The organism is Tolypothrix bouteillei VB521301, from assembly GCF_000760695.4.
Taxonomy (GTDB): Bacteria; Cyanobacteriota; Cyanobacteriia; order Cyanobacteriales; family Nostocaceae; genus Scytonema; species Scytonema bouteillei_A.
Genome location: NZ_JHEG04000001.1, coordinates 109952 through 123037 on the forward strand (window position 1 = coordinate 109952; position 13086 = coordinate 123037).

Annotated in this window: 12 protein-coding genes; 9 read left to right on the forward strand and 3 right to left on the reverse strand. The window is 40.2% G+C overall.

Annotated features, from left to right (window positions below):
- Window positions 1-308 precede the first annotated feature (308 nt).
- The 9 genes from HC643_RS00445 (at window position 309) to HC643_RS00485 (ending at window position 9823) form a co-directional block, all read left to right on the forward strand.
- On the forward strand, window positions 309-803 hold the full coding sequence (locus HC643_RS00445) for a NifB/NifX family molybdenum-iron cluster-binding protein (RefSeq protein ID WP_038077604.1): 495 nt from the start codon (window positions 309-311) through the stop codon (window positions 801-803).
- A 645-nt stretch (window positions 804-1448) separates the two neighbouring features.
- Complete coding sequence (gene modA, locus HC643_RS00450; protein WP_038077602.1) at window positions 1449-2243, forward strand: molybdate ABC transporter substrate-binding protein; 795 nt, start codon at window positions 1449-1451, stop codon at window positions 2241-2243.
- Window positions 2244-2301: 58 nt separating this feature from the next.
- Complete coding sequence (gene modB / locus HC643_RS00455; RefSeq protein ID WP_038077658.1) at window positions 2302-4122, forward strand: molybdate ABC transporter permease subunit; 1821 nt, start codon at window positions 2302-2304, stop codon at window positions 4120-4122.
- Window positions 4123-4215: 93 nt separating this feature from the next.
- Entirely contained in the window at window positions 4216-4557 is a 342-nt protein-coding gene (locus HC643_RS00460) for a XisI protein (protein WP_038077599.1), read from the forward strand.
- Window positions 4558-4698: 141 nt separating this feature from the next.
- Complete coding sequence (locus tag HC643_RS00465; RefSeq protein ID WP_038077596.1) at window positions 4699-5292, forward strand: macro domain-containing protein; 594 nt, start codon at window positions 4699-4701, stop codon at window positions 5290-5292.
- A gap of 221 nt (window positions 5293-5513) precedes the next feature.
- Complete coding sequence (locus tag HC643_RS00470; protein WP_038077594.1) at window positions 5514-7031, forward strand: adenylate/guanylate cyclase domain-containing protein; 1518 nt, start codon at window positions 5514-5516, stop codon at window positions 7029-7031.
- 216 nt (window positions 7032-7247) lie between these two features.
- Window positions 7248-7595, forward strand: a complete 348-nt coding sequence (locus HC643_RS00475; protein WP_038077591.1) for a hypothetical protein — start codon at window positions 7248-7250, stop codon at window positions 7593-7595.
- Between the two features lie 120 nt (window positions 7596-7715).
- Complete coding sequence (locus HC643_RS00480) at window positions 7716-8063, forward strand: hypothetical protein (protein WP_050045435.1); 348 nt, start codon at window positions 7716-7718, stop codon at window positions 8061-8063.
- 509 nt (window positions 8064-8572) lie between these two features.
- Entirely contained in the window at window positions 8573-9823 is a 1251-nt protein-coding gene (locus HC643_RS00485; protein ID WP_082051636.1) for a response regulator, read from the forward strand.
- A 19-nt stretch (window positions 9824-9842) separates the two neighbouring features.
- Here the strand turns inward: HC643_RS00485 and HC643_RS00490 are convergent, their stop codons facing one another.
- The 3 genes from HC643_RS00490 to truB all read right to left on the reverse strand — a co-directional run bounded on the left by HC643_RS00490 (window position 9843) and on the right by truB (window position 12953).
- A complete protein-coding gene (locus HC643_RS00490; RefSeq protein ID WP_038077588.1) occupies window positions 9843-10673 on the reverse strand; it encodes a dienelactone hydrolase family protein in 831 nt (276 codons plus the stop codon).
- Between the two features lie 294 nt (window positions 10674-10967).
- Window positions 10968-12011, reverse strand: coding sequence for a threonine aldolase family protein (locus HC643_RS00495; RefSeq protein ID WP_038077586.1), 1044 nt, complete (start codon window positions 12009-12011; stop codon window positions 10968-10970).
- Between the two features lie 54 nt (window positions 12012-12065).
- On the reverse strand, window positions 12066-12953 hold the full coding sequence (truB, locus tag HC643_RS00500; protein WP_038077584.1) for a tRNA pseudouridine(55) synthase TruB: 888 nt from the start codon (window positions 12951-12953) through the stop codon (window positions 12066-12068).
- Window positions 12954-13086: the final 133 nt, after the last annotated feature.

Sequence of the window (13086 nt, forward strand, 5' to 3'; positions counted from 1 at the left end):
AATGATACTACTCCGGTTTTGCCTGTATAGTGGCGAATTCTATCCGCTAAGGCTGAATGAAATTTGACATCAAGAGCCGAAACAATTTCTACGTATTTTCTCACACAAAATTTAGGATTGCTATATATATAACCAAGAGTGAGTCACCAGTCGCTGCTGTTTGTTAAATGCTCACTTTTATTTTAATTGCAAGCGTATATCATGTCACTGCAAATAAATGGCGAGAACAGTTAGTAGTGAGTAGTAAGTCTTTAGTTATCTTCCTACTCACTACTAACCACTAAGCATCACTTATTAAGGGAAAAAAAATGAAGATTGCCTTCATGACAACTGATAGAGTTAATGTCAACGCTCATTTTGGTTCGGCGCAGGAGGTTGATGTTTATGAAGTTTCAGAAACTGGATACAAATTTGTCGAAACGCTTTTCTTTGAAAAGCCATCTAAAAAAGTTGAAACAATTAATGAAACCAGTGAAGGTGGTTGCAAGCATGGTAAACCTGATTGCAAAAAAGGCAAAGATGGTTCCAAAGAAGCTGAAGGTAGCTCGAAAAAAGACAAAGATGGTGAAAGTGATGATAAAGTCGCACGCAAACTAGAAGTGTTAGCTGATTGTACCATTGTTTATGTCGCCTCAATTGGTGGTACGGCGGCTGCTAAGTTAATCAAAAACGGTATGATGCCGGTTAAACCCCGCTCGGAAGAAGAAAATATTGCTTACATTTTGAATCGGTTAGTGGAGGCTCTCAAAGGAAATCCCCCTCCTTGGTTGCGTAAGGCTTTGCAGGGAAAAGTAACACAATAATTCACCAGTTCTAATTCCTAATTCGTAATTAAAAATTTATTAATTACGAATTGATGAATTTTAGATACAAGCTTCGTATTCTTAGCTTTTCTTATTCAAATTTTCTAGTGAATCAATTATGCTTGTATCTTCATTAGTTTCTCTTTTGCTGGCAATATTTTTTTTGTTTATAAGCTTAAAACTCTTACATCAACTCTTGCAGTTACTCACTCTCTTGATAGCTATTTTTTGGTTGTGCTCAAGCTGTTTTTTTTCCATTATTCCCAGTGAAGTTTTAATTGCGATCGCTTTTCTCCTCATTACACAAAAAATGCGCGGATTAGAACGAGAGTAGTTGGGTGTCTGGTTTACGCAGTGTCTCTAAGCCCCGCGTCTCCTGCTTGAACGGGGGTTAGGAGAAACTGCATTACCAGGTAAAGCTACAGGATCGAGAGATAACAGCAGCAATTGAATTTTTACCAACTTTGTTTATCTCAGGAAATACGGGAAATATTGTATAAAAACATCTTTAATGAGCTATTTTGTATTAAAAACTACATAAATACCTGCTTGATACCAATATTATTGGCAATCTGGGACATTATCTTGGTACGATCCTACCAACCGCAAATTCCTAGGAGTGAATTTCTGTCATATAAGTTTTTTATGAAAAGAAGACAACTTTTTGCCTTCCTTAGCATCACTATTGCTAGCCTATTCCTAGCACTTGGCTTGCGATTGTTCGATGCATCTCCTGTCATAGCTCAGTCTAACGCCCAACTTCTTGTTTCTGCTGCAGCTAGCCTTAAAGATGTCATGGGGGAAATCAACACCCTCTACCAAAAAGGTAACCCGAATACCAAAATTAGCTATAACTTCGGTGCTTCTGGTGCTTTGCAGCAACAGATTGAGCAAGGCGCACCCGCAGATATTTTTATTTCGGCTGCACAAAAACAAATGGATGCTTTGGAGCAAAAGGGGTTATTGCTTGGTGGAACTCGTACTAACTTGGCAAACAATAGTTTAGTTTTGGTTGTCCCTACTAAATCTACTGGGGTTACTAACTTCAATGCTTTGACTGACGCAAAGGTTAAAAAGATTGCGATTGGCGAACCTAGAAGTGTTCCTGCCGGTCAGTATGGCGAGCAAGTTCTGCAAAAATTGGGGGTTTTTGATAAAGTAAAACCCAAGCTAGTTTACGCAAACAATGTGCGTCAAGTATTGGCGTCTGTAGAAAGTGGTAATGCTGATGCGGGTTTGGTTTACGCTACTGATGCAAAAATCTCTAAAAATGTAAAAGTGGTTGCCACAGCTGCTGAAAACAGTCATTCTCCCATCGTTTACCCCATGGCAGTACTTAAGAGCAGTAAAAATTCTCAGGCGGCTGGAGATTTTGTTAAGTTCCTATCGAGTCAGCCTGCTAAGGCAGTATTGAAAAAATATGGGTTTATCGTACCGTAATGACCCGCTTTAAGTCCCTGTCTGTTTTGATAAGAGTTTTTAACTGCAAAGACCCATGATGCCCTACGACTTATCTCCTTTATGGATATCCCTTAAAACTTCCTTACTTGCAACATTTATTACCTTTTTTCTTGGTATTGCTGCTGCCTATTGGATGCTGGGATATCGAGGAAAAGGGAAGTCTTTCATTGAGGGCATTTTTGTTTCTCCTCTGATTTTACCTCCTACGGTTGTTGGCTTTTTGCTACTCCTACTGTTTGGGAAAAATGGTCCATTGGGAAAACTCATGGAGCCTTTGAACTTCAGTGTGGTTTTTACTTGGTATGGTGCGGCGATCGCAGCAACGGTGGTTTCTTTTCCATTGATGTATAGAACAGCGTTAGGAGCTTTCGAGCAAATCGATAGCAATCTTTTGCGAGTGGCTCGAACTCTTGGTGCCAAAGAATCCACAATCTTTTGGCGCATCAGTTTACCTCTGGCGCTACCGGGAGTTTTAGCAGCAACAACTTTGGCTTTTGCTCGTGCTTTGGGTGAATTCGGTGCAACCTTGATGTTAGCAGGGAATATTCCAGGGCAAACCCAGACAATTCCAATGGCAATTTATTTTGCCGTTGAAGGCGGAGCAATTCATGAAGCTTGGTTTTGGTCAATTGCCATCATAGCAATCTCTCTGTCTGGAATTATTGCAGCTAACTTATGGCAGGAAAATCAGGGGAAAAGGAGGGGTCAGGGAGCAGGGAGTAGGAGACAGGAAAACAGGAACACAAAGCAAGAAACTTTTCCCTCTTCCTCCCTTTCCCCCTCCTCTTCTTCTGGGCTATTTGTAGACATTGAAAAGCGTCTCCCTGGCTTTAACTTGAAAGTCTTTTTTAATGCCGATAAGCTACCCCTGGGATTGTTGGGAGGATCTGGGGCTGGCAAAAGCATGATTCTACGCTGTATTGCTGGGATAGAAACGCCAACATCAGGGCGCATTGTTCTGAACGGACGGGTGTTGTTTGACTCTCAACAGGGGATCGATCTGCCACCACGCGATCGCAAAGTTGGTTTTGTCGTACAAAATTACGCTCTCTTCCCCCAGATGACAGTAGCGCAAAATATTGCCTTTGGCTTACCAAAAGGATTGTCTGCAACAGCTATTCGACAACAAGTGGAAGCCCAATTGATAACAGTGCATTTGGAAGGATTGGGCGATCGCTACCCGCATCAGCTTTCGGGCGGACAGCAGCAAAGAGTAGCCCTAGCAAGAGCCTTAGCCAGTCACCCAGAAGCACTGTTACTGGATGAGCCATTTTCTGCACTGGATACTCACTTGCGAAGTCAGCTAGAACAGCAAATGGTGGAGACATTAGCATCTTACGAAGGAACAACTCTATTTGTCACTCACAATATGGAAGAGGCTTATCGAGTTTGTCCCAATTTGCTAGTTTTAGATAAAGGACAAGTTGCTCATTCAGGAACAAGATACGATATTTTCGAGCATCCTGCCACGGCTAGTGTTGCTCAGCTGACAGGATGTAAGAACTTTTCCCGCGCTATTGCTTTAACATCACATCAAGTAGAAGCAGTAGAGTGGGGTTGTACCCTAAACGTTGTCGAACCCATTCCAGAATTTTTATCTAGTCTTGGAATTCGCGCCCATCATATCAGTTTCACTGACGATCCAACCCAAGAAAATACTTTCAGGTGCTGGCTGACAAGAACAAGCGAAACTCCACACCGAATGACGTTGTTTCTCAAGCTGAACGGTGAGCCCAAGAACCAATCCGATCATCACTTGCAAGCAGAGGTGTTTAAGGAGAGATGGGCGGTTTTGAAAGATCGACCGATGCCTTGGTATGTTCGTTTAGATCCCTTGCGGCTGATCTTAATGGAATGAAAGTTTCTTTCAAAGACGATTTATTGTGTCGGCTGTTGAGCGGTATCAATTGCAATTGGTAGTTTATGATGTGGAAAGGGAGGTTATAGATAGATGGCTGTAGAGCAATATCGGCAATACATTCGACATCTTCTTTCCGAAGGACGAGGACGAGCTTCAATACTTCCTAATGCTGATGAGTATGAAGTGCAGACTCTTTTCGATTCCGAACAGGATCATTATCAACTACTCTATGTTGGTTGGCGTGGAAGTAAACGTCATTTTGGCTGTGTTTTGCATCTTGATATCAAAGATGGAAAAATCTGGATTCAGCATGATGGTACGGAAGAAGGAATTGCGAATCGGTTAGTTGAAATGGGCGTTCCAAAACAGGATATTATTCTGGCGTTTCACGTGCCTTTACGCCAGTTTACTGGGTTTGGTACGAGTTCGTAAAAAAAGCGGGAGGGACTTCGTTTGTATAGCCACGATTACGAACATCGTTGAGCTAAAAGGGGTTGGAAAATCGGATTTGGTATAAGTTGCTGAAAAACAATTCCTCTGACTACAATAGGTATTCAAGCGGAGGAATCAAGCTTGAAACTGATATTAGTAGCGCCCGATCCATTATTAGCAGCAGCATTTCAAGAACATTTTTATTATTTTCCTAATGTTGAAATAGTTAATGATTACTTTGAGTGGTTGGCAGATTTTGATTGTTTGGTTAGTCCTGGTAACTCTTTTGGCATGATGGATGGCGGGATCGATGCTGCCATTATCAACTTTTTTGGTAGTTCTTTAATGGAAAGAGTCCAGCAACGCATACTTACAGATTATTTGGGCGAACAGCCAGTGGGAACATCAATGATTGTAGAAACAGGTCATCGATTGCACCCGTTTCTCGCTCACACACCTACAATGCGAGTTCCCATGTCTGTTGTTGGAACTGATATTCCTTACGTAGCCATGTGGGCTATGCTTTTGTCTGTTCGACACCACAACCAATATGCTCAGGACAAGATTCACAGTATTGCTTGTCCGGGTTTGGGTACGGGAATTGGTAGAGTACCATATCGTGAAGCGGCGCGACAGATGTCATTAGCATACGACCATTTTCTTTATCCACCCAAGCATCTGAACTGTTTTGTGGCTGCTTCCAGACAACTTTTGATATGGGAAGGCAAATGTTAATACAACTCAGTTTTTTTCAGCAAAATTTTTAGATATGTAAAGACGTGCCATAGCGCGTCTCTACACTTTTTTAGGGCATACTAATTAAAAATCCTACCGTAGCTCGACTCGTTCGGACTTATTGAGCAAAATGTATAAAAAAGACTGGCTGTACTTAAAGGCATAGGAAAAAACATGACATTACTTTATTGAAGAAAGTGGTATGTTTTTAGGGAAAGCGAATGAAAGTAACACCAAACAACTTAAAAATAGAAATTTTGGTAGTAGACGATATACCTGCTAACTTACGTTTGCTAGTCAATATCTTGCGAGAAAATGGCTATAATGCTCGAGCTATTGTCAACGGTCATTCCGTGCTTGACATTGCTCAATCCATTGAACCCGATTTAATTCTTCTTGATATTCTCATGCCTTCCATCAATGGTTACGAAATTTGCCAGCAACTTAAAGCTAATCCCAAAACACGCGATATTCCTGTTATTTTTATCAGTGCTCTCAATGAAGGCTTAGACAAAGCTAAAGCCTTTGAAGTCGGTGGAGTAGATTATATTACCAAACCCTTTCAGGTAGAAGAAGTTTTAATAAGAATAAACAATCAACTCACTCAACGTTTTCTCATCAAGATACTGCAACAACAAACTAAGCTACTCTATCAGCAAAATCGACACCTTCAAACTGAGATTAGCGATCGCAAACGGGCAGAAGTATCCCTGAGAATGTCAAAAGAACGCTATTACAGTATTTTTGAAAATGCCATTGTTGGAATTTATCAGCTAACTCCAGAAGGAAAATATTTAAGTGTTAACTCAGCACTCGCAAAAATGTACGGTTACTCTTCTCCAGAAGAATTATTTCAAAGTATAAGTGATATTGACAAACAAATATATCTCGATCCCCAACACCGACAAAAATTTGCTGCTGCACTCGAAGAGAACGAAACTGTCTCTGGATTTGAGTCATTAATCCACCGTAAGGATGGCAAAACAATTTGGATTTCTGAATCAGCACGTGCTGTTCGGGACTCAACAGGAAAGTTACTCTATTACGAAGGAATGGTTTCCGAAATTACCGAACGCAAATTGGCACAAGAAGCTCTAAAGTTTCAAAAAGCACAGAGTGAAGAGCTTCTTCTCAATATTTTACCGCAGCAAATTGCAGAACGCCTTCAAGCTGGAGAAACATTGATTGCCGATCAATTTCAGGAAGTTAGCGTCCTCTTTGCCGATATAGTAGGTTTTACGCAGTTATCCTGTCAAAAAACTCCTGCTGAATTGGTAGAATTTTTGAATAAAATTTTTTCTAAGTTTGACCAATTAGCAGCAAAACATGGTTTGGAAAAAATTAAAACCATAGGTGATGCTTATATGGTGGTTGGAGGTTTACCAACACCAAATCCCGATCGCGTGCGGAAAACAGCGCAAATGGCACTTGATATGCAAGCGTCTCTAGCGCAATTCAACGCTCAAGAAAAACAAGGACTGCAGTTACGAATTGGGATGAACATAGGTCCTGTAGTTGCTGGAGTCATTGGAATAAGCAAGTTTAGCTATGATTTATGGGGAGATACAGTTAATGTCGCTTCGCGTATGGAGTCAAACGGATTACCTGGAAAAATTCAGGTTAGTGCTGCAACTTATGAGTCTCTTAAGGAAGAATTTAAGTTTGAACAACGGGGCGAAATTTTTATCAAAGGCAAAGGAGTAATGATGACCTACTGGTTGACAGGAAATTTGCCATAAATTATGGAATATTCTATCATAGTATATATAATGACAAAAAACTGCTAAGACTTATATCGTAGAATTGCGGAAAATCTTTCTTGACATAATAGCTCTGTTGTATAAAGAATATGAACTTCACGTAAAGACGCAAAGACTTCAAAAAAGCTTTGCGTCTTCGCGCCTTTACGTGAGATTTAAATAACATGAGTTCTATAGTCTTCAAGGTCTGAAATTATGACTGACTCTCAACCCCCCCTTCCACAACCACAACTAATACCTGGTGGTATCACTAGCGAACAATACGAACATTACGTTCCAGAAAAATTAGAATTTAGAAATGGGTACTTGGGTAACACCGAACAAGATCAGATAGGATTTCAGCTAGCTGTTCTAACCAATATGGGATTACTGAAAGCAATCTACAGCGTAGAAGCATTACTGTGGATAGAAGCCTTAGAACTATATTTAAGGAAAAAATTAGAAATTGTCGATGCCGAGCCGGACGTTTATGAGGTACTGCTCGAACGTTTGAATCGAGCTATGGAAGATTTAACTGTGGTAGCTCAGTATCTAGAAGATTAATTGCGAGTGCATTCTGGTGCAATAGGGTGCATTTTTTATGAAGAATTTAAGATTTCTAATAATCCTTGTTAATATCAACAAGGATTAAAAATTTAATGACCAGAGTCAGGCAAGTTTTTTATGAGCCAGGAAGATTCTATCTATCCGCGTCCGCGACCCAAACCAAAACAAGAATCAGAAAGTTTTACTCCACCTCGCCCGCGCCCGCGATCCGAACGACCGGAGTTTGATGAGCCAGAACCAGAACCTGTTTTTGGGCAACACATCCGTCTATTAGATGTTGAGAAACCGGAAGGGCGTGTTATTTGCGAGTGTTGGTACTGCAAAGAAGGGGTCTTGATTCAGCATCAACGAGAACCACAACAGGAAGAAATCCGGGTCACTTGTCCCCATTGTGGTAGGGTAGCAATTAAGTTACAGATCGCTAAAATTATGTCAGTGATTGCTATTCCATCACCTTGGAAATAAATACCAGTGACTGGAGGGAGAATACCCGTACCACAAGATAAATGAGCAGGTATGTAGCAATTCTATATTGATTTTCTTTCTCTTTGCGTCCTCAGTGTCCGTGCGGTTTAAAAATTATTAAATAGATGTAGGTAAGAGGCGAAAAAACTATTGATTTCCTAAGTTTTTATCCACCTTGACAGGGCTAGGCGATCGAAGCTCCCCAAATCAGGCTTTTATGCACCATAGCTCTACCTACAGTCCTGACAGCAAGTCTCTCGCTAGTACCAATAAAAATCTTTTCTTTATTTTCCAGCTAACTGTTACAATTGGCTAAAGTTTTACATAAGACTACGGTATCTTTATAAAGAACAAATGTGAGATTTTATATTTAAGTTAGCTTTAATAGAAATTGAAAGAATTTTTCTTTTCAAGAATTAACTGCATCCAACTCAAAAATCTAGATTGTAGATTAAAAAATATTCAAAATAATTTCATTCAGGAAGTTTGTATAATAGTAAATCAAATATATGATAAAGTCTCAAAATAATTCGGGTCATATTTTGCTAGTTGATGATACGCCAGATAACTTACGCCTGCTCTCTAAAATTTTAGAAGAACATGGGTTTAAGGTTAGAAAAACTATCAGTGGAAAAATGGCGCTTCAATCAGCCCAGATAGAACCCCCGGAACTAATTTTACTAGATATTAATATGCCAGATTTAAATGGTTATCAAGTTTGCCAGCAATTAAAATCTAACAAAAAAACCGCTAATATTCCTATTATTTTTATTAGTGCTTTAGACCAAATAACAGATAAAATTAAAGCGTTTGAAAATGGAGGCATAGACTATATTACCAAACCTTTTCAAGAGTTGGAAGTTTTGGCACGTGTTAAAAATCAATTTACTATTCATCACCAGGCGCAGCAATTACTCGCGAAGAATGAAGAACTACAAGAAGAAGTCCAAAAACGCAAACAAATAGAAGTAAGATTGCAACAGATAAATAGTATTGTTGAAGAACAAGTTGTAGAAAGAACATCTCAACTTCAACGAGCGCTAGAGTTTGAAGAAAGGCTCAAACAGACGACCGATGAAATACGCAGTAGCCTTGATGAGGAACAAATTTGGCAAGTGTCCGTTAAGGAATTAGGAGTTGGTCTAGAACTGGAACTGTGCTATTCTGCTATTAATAATTGTGAATTAAAAACTTGTACCCTCGGTCATGAATTTATTAAGTCTACTTCAAATCCTTTAGATAAGGATAGCATTATAGAATTAGTTCGACTGCCAGAAATACACCAACAATTGCTTCAGGGCTTAAGCGTTCAATTGTGTTTGTGTTACCCTGGTTCAAGCTTACAGGAATATTATAAATACACGATTTTAGCTTGCCCTATTTTCGATGTTCAAAACTTTTTAGGGAGTTTGTGGTTGTTCAAACCAGAAAACAAAAGTTTCGATGAACTCGAAGTTCAATTAGTTCTACAGGTAACCAATCAATGTGCGATTGCTATCCGTCAGGCGAGACTTTATCAAGCTGCACGAGAGCAGCTTGATAAATTACAAAAACTCAATCAACTCAAAGATAATTTTTTGCGTACCGTTGCTATTGAGTTACAGGGTCCTATTGCCGATCTCAAATCAATGAACCAAGAGCTAGGAGCAGAAATTCATGTTAATGAAGTAACAGGGAGTAAAATGTTACAGTATCTCAGAAATTTGCAGCAGGTATGCGATCGCCAACTGGAGTCTATTGAGAATTTGCTAGATTTGTAATATTTACAAGCTGGTACAGTTATACTCCATGTTTCTTAAACCATGCTTGAAGGCGTTGCCATCCATCTTTTGCCTCTCTCTCGCGGTAGGAAGGACGATAATCGGCAAAAAAGGCGTGTGGTGCATTGGGGTAAACAACAATTTCTGATTTGCTGTCGCTAGATTTCAGTTGCTCGCGCATCTGATCCACTGTAGCAACAGGAATACCCGTATCTTCGCCGCCATAGAGTCCGAGTACGGGGACTTTCAAAGTTGATGCAACATCAACAGGGTGTTTTGGCATTAATTCGCTCGCCTCGCCTACTAACCGCCCGTACCACGCCACACCAGCTTTAACTTTAGAATTGTGTACGGCATACAGCCAGGTAATACGACCTCCCCAGCAAAAACCCGTAATTCCTAATTTTTCGGCATTGCCTTTAGCAGATTTTACAGCCCACTCCACCGCAGCATCAAGATCGGACATCACTTGAGCATCTGGCACTTTAACAACTATCTTACGAATTTCATCTATGTTGCTTAACTTTGAGACATCCCCCTGACGCACAAACAATTCAGGTGCAATTGCCAAATACCCCAATTTAGCAAAACGACGGCAAACATCCTGAATGTGCTCGTGTACGCCAAAAATTTCCTGAACAACTAAAACAATTGGGAAATTTTGACCGGTAGCAGGCATTGCTCTGTAAGCAGGAACTGTTCCATCTTTTACCGGAATTTTCACCTCGCCCGCAACCAACCCTTTGGCATTAGTGGTGATAACTTTGGCAGAAATGGGTTGCACTGCGAGAGCAAAACCCGTCGCTAGAGACGCAGTGATAATAAATTCGCGGCGCGTTATTTCGTTCATCCTCTTCACCTTAAGCTATCCAATCACGATCTTAGCTAGTTCGGTCACAAGAAGTATCAACGCTCTACAAGGTATAAAATCAATCCACATTCTCTCTCGTTCTCTAGTTTCTCGCGTGGCTGATACAGGAGGCTACGCCTCCAATGAATTCATTCCCAGGTAGAGCTTGGGAACGAGGGCTGAAGAAGCTTCTAAAGAATAATATTTTTATCCTCCTGTAGCAATCGTAAATGAATTACAAACACTTGTTCCTTGTTTCCCTTGTCCCCTTTGTTCGGATCTCAAACAGGATTGCTATATCCTTCCAATCGCTTCTTGAATATCGCCAATTAATTCATCCATTCTTGCTTGAGTTGTATTCCAAGAACACATAAACCGCACTCCTCCAACACCAATAAAAGTGTAAAACTGCCAGTTCTTAGCTCGTAGTTGTGCGATCGCGTGTTCGGGTAATTTGACAAAAACACTATTAGCTTCCCTAGGAAACATCATTTCAACGCCTTCTATTTGTAACAATTTGTTTTCTAAATATTCAGCACATTGGTTGGCATGACGGGCATTCTTGAGCCAAGCACCTGTTTCTAATAAACCGAGCCAAGGTGCAGCAATAAAACGCATTTTTGATGCAAGTTGGCCTGCTTGTTTGCAACGATACGCAAAATCTTCTGCTAAAGTTTTATTAAAAAAAATAATTGCTTCTCCCATTGCCATACCGTTCTTTGTGCCGCAAAAACACAAAACGTCTACCCCACTTTTCCATGTTAATTCGGCGGGGCTTTTATTGATTGAAACCACTGCATTAGCAAATCGGGCTCCATCCATATGAATTTTTAAATTGTACTGTTTGGCAATAGATTTAATAGCAAGCAACTCATTCGTAGAATAGAGCGTGCCTAATTCTGTTGCTTGAGTCAGACTAATCACTTTTGGTTTGGGATAGTGTATGTCAGTTCTCTTCTTGATAATTGCCTCTATTGCATCTGGGGTTAACTTACCATTTGGTCCTTTTGCCAGTAATAATTTAGAGCCATTAGAAGCAAATTCAGGAGCACCACATTCATCAGTTTCAATATGTGCAGTTTCGTGGCAAATAACACTATGGTAAGACTGACATAACGAAGCCAATGATAGTGAATTAGCAGCAGTGCCATTAAAAACAAAAAATATCTCACAATCAATTTCAAACAACTCTCGAAAACCGTCTGTGGCTTTTTGAGTCCATATATCATTTCCATAGGCAGGAGCGCTACCCTGGTTTGCCTTAATCGTGTATTCCAATGCTTCCGGGCAAATACCGGAGGAATTATCGCTGGCAAACTGCTCTAAATTAAAATCCATATGTGTACGTTTTTAAGTTTAGTCTAGAAAATACTCTATGTTACCAAAACAGAATTAAATTGCTTCTAAGACCATTTCTGGAACGAGCAATGGATTGTCAGGAGAATCTTGCACTTGACCAATTCCCAAAAAGCGTCCATCTTCATGATAAACTCGTACAATTCCCAAAATTTCTTGAATAACACTTACGCGCTGGCCCTGACACCATTTTTGAGCAAAAATTGCAGGTAGAGTAACGGATGCAAGATGCTGTAATGGTGTATCGAAGGGTATAGGTTTAAAAGTTTCTGCTTGCAGTTGTACTTCCAAATCGCTTAAAGTCACACTCTCTGCCAAGTGAAACCCACTACTTGCAGTACGTTCCAAAGCCGCAAGAGTTCCACCAGTTTGTAAAGCGGTTCCCAAATCTCGGGCTATTGACCGAATATAAGTACCAGCACCACAATGAATGGCAACATCTAATTCTGGAAATTCTCCTTCCCGCCAATCCAAAATTTCCAGATGGAAAATTTCGACTATCCGAATGGGTACTTCCACAGTTTCGCCTTTGCGTGCTAAATCGTACAGGCGTTTTCCTTGAACTTGAATAGCGCTGTACATGGGTGGAATTTGTTCTATTTTGCCTAGAAATTGTTGCAGCAAAGGTTTAACTTTTTCCAGACGTAAGTCCCAGCAAGGTTGAGAGGTAACAATATCGCCCTGCAAGTCATCCGTTGTAGTCTGCACACCCAAGCGAATTGTGGCTTTATATGCTTTTTCCCCAGGAAGATATTGTAATAAACGAGTTGCTTTACCCAATGCCATAGGTAGCACCCCTGTTGCAGCCGGATCTAGTGTTCCAGCGTGTCCTACCCGTTTGAGACGTAACAGTTTTCGTGTCTTTGCTACACAATCGTGGGATGTCCAGCCAAAGGGTTTGTTGAGATTGAGAAAGCCTTGCACGGTTAATTTTATAGTTTTTATTTGTTTTAATGCGATTTATTATAGCAATCCTCTCGGATTGGTTTAAATGATGATAAACTCAGCAGATGCATGGATAAAATGTTTCTCACAGGATTAAAAACAATTTTTTTAG

Bases quoted from the DNA above. Each gene is read 5' to 3' on its own strand.
- HC643_RS00445 (WP_038077604.1), top strand. From the start codon at position 309: ATGAAGATTGCCTTCATGACAACTGATAGAGTTAATGTCAACGCTCAT.
- modA (WP_038077602.1), top strand. From the start codon at position 1,449: ATGAAAAGAAGACAACTTTTTGCCTTCCTTAGCATCACTATTGCTAGC.
- modB (WP_038077658.1), top strand. From the start codon at position 2,302: ATGCCCTACGACTTATCTCCTTTATGGATATCCCTTAAAACTTCCTTA.
- HC643_RS00460 (WP_038077599.1), top strand. From the start codon at position 4,216: ATGGCTGTAGAGCAATATCGGCAATACATTCGACATCTTCTTTCCGAA.
- HC643_RS00470 (WP_038077594.1), top strand. From the start codon at position 5,514: ATGAAAGTAACACCAAACAACTTAAAAATAGAAATTTTGGTAGTAGAC.
- HC643_RS00475 (WP_038077591.1), top strand. From the start codon at position 7,248: ATGACTGACTCTCAACCCCCCCTTCCACAACCACAACTAATACCTGGT.
- HC643_RS00480 (WP_050045435.1), top strand. From the start codon at position 7,716: ATGAGCCAGGAAGATTCTATCTATCCGCGTCCGCGACCCAAACCAAAA.
- HC643_RS00485 (WP_082051636.1), top strand. From the start codon at position 8,573: ATGATAAAGTCTCAAAATAATTCGGGTCATATTTTGCTAGTTGATGAT.
- HC643_RS00490 (WP_038077588.1), bottom strand. From the start codon at position 10,673: ATGAACGAAATAACGCGCCGCGAATTTATTATCACTGCGTCTCTAGCG.
- HC643_RS00495 (WP_038077586.1), bottom strand. From the start codon at position 12,011: ATGGATTTTAATTTAGAGCAGTTTGCCAGCGATAATTCCTCCGGTATT.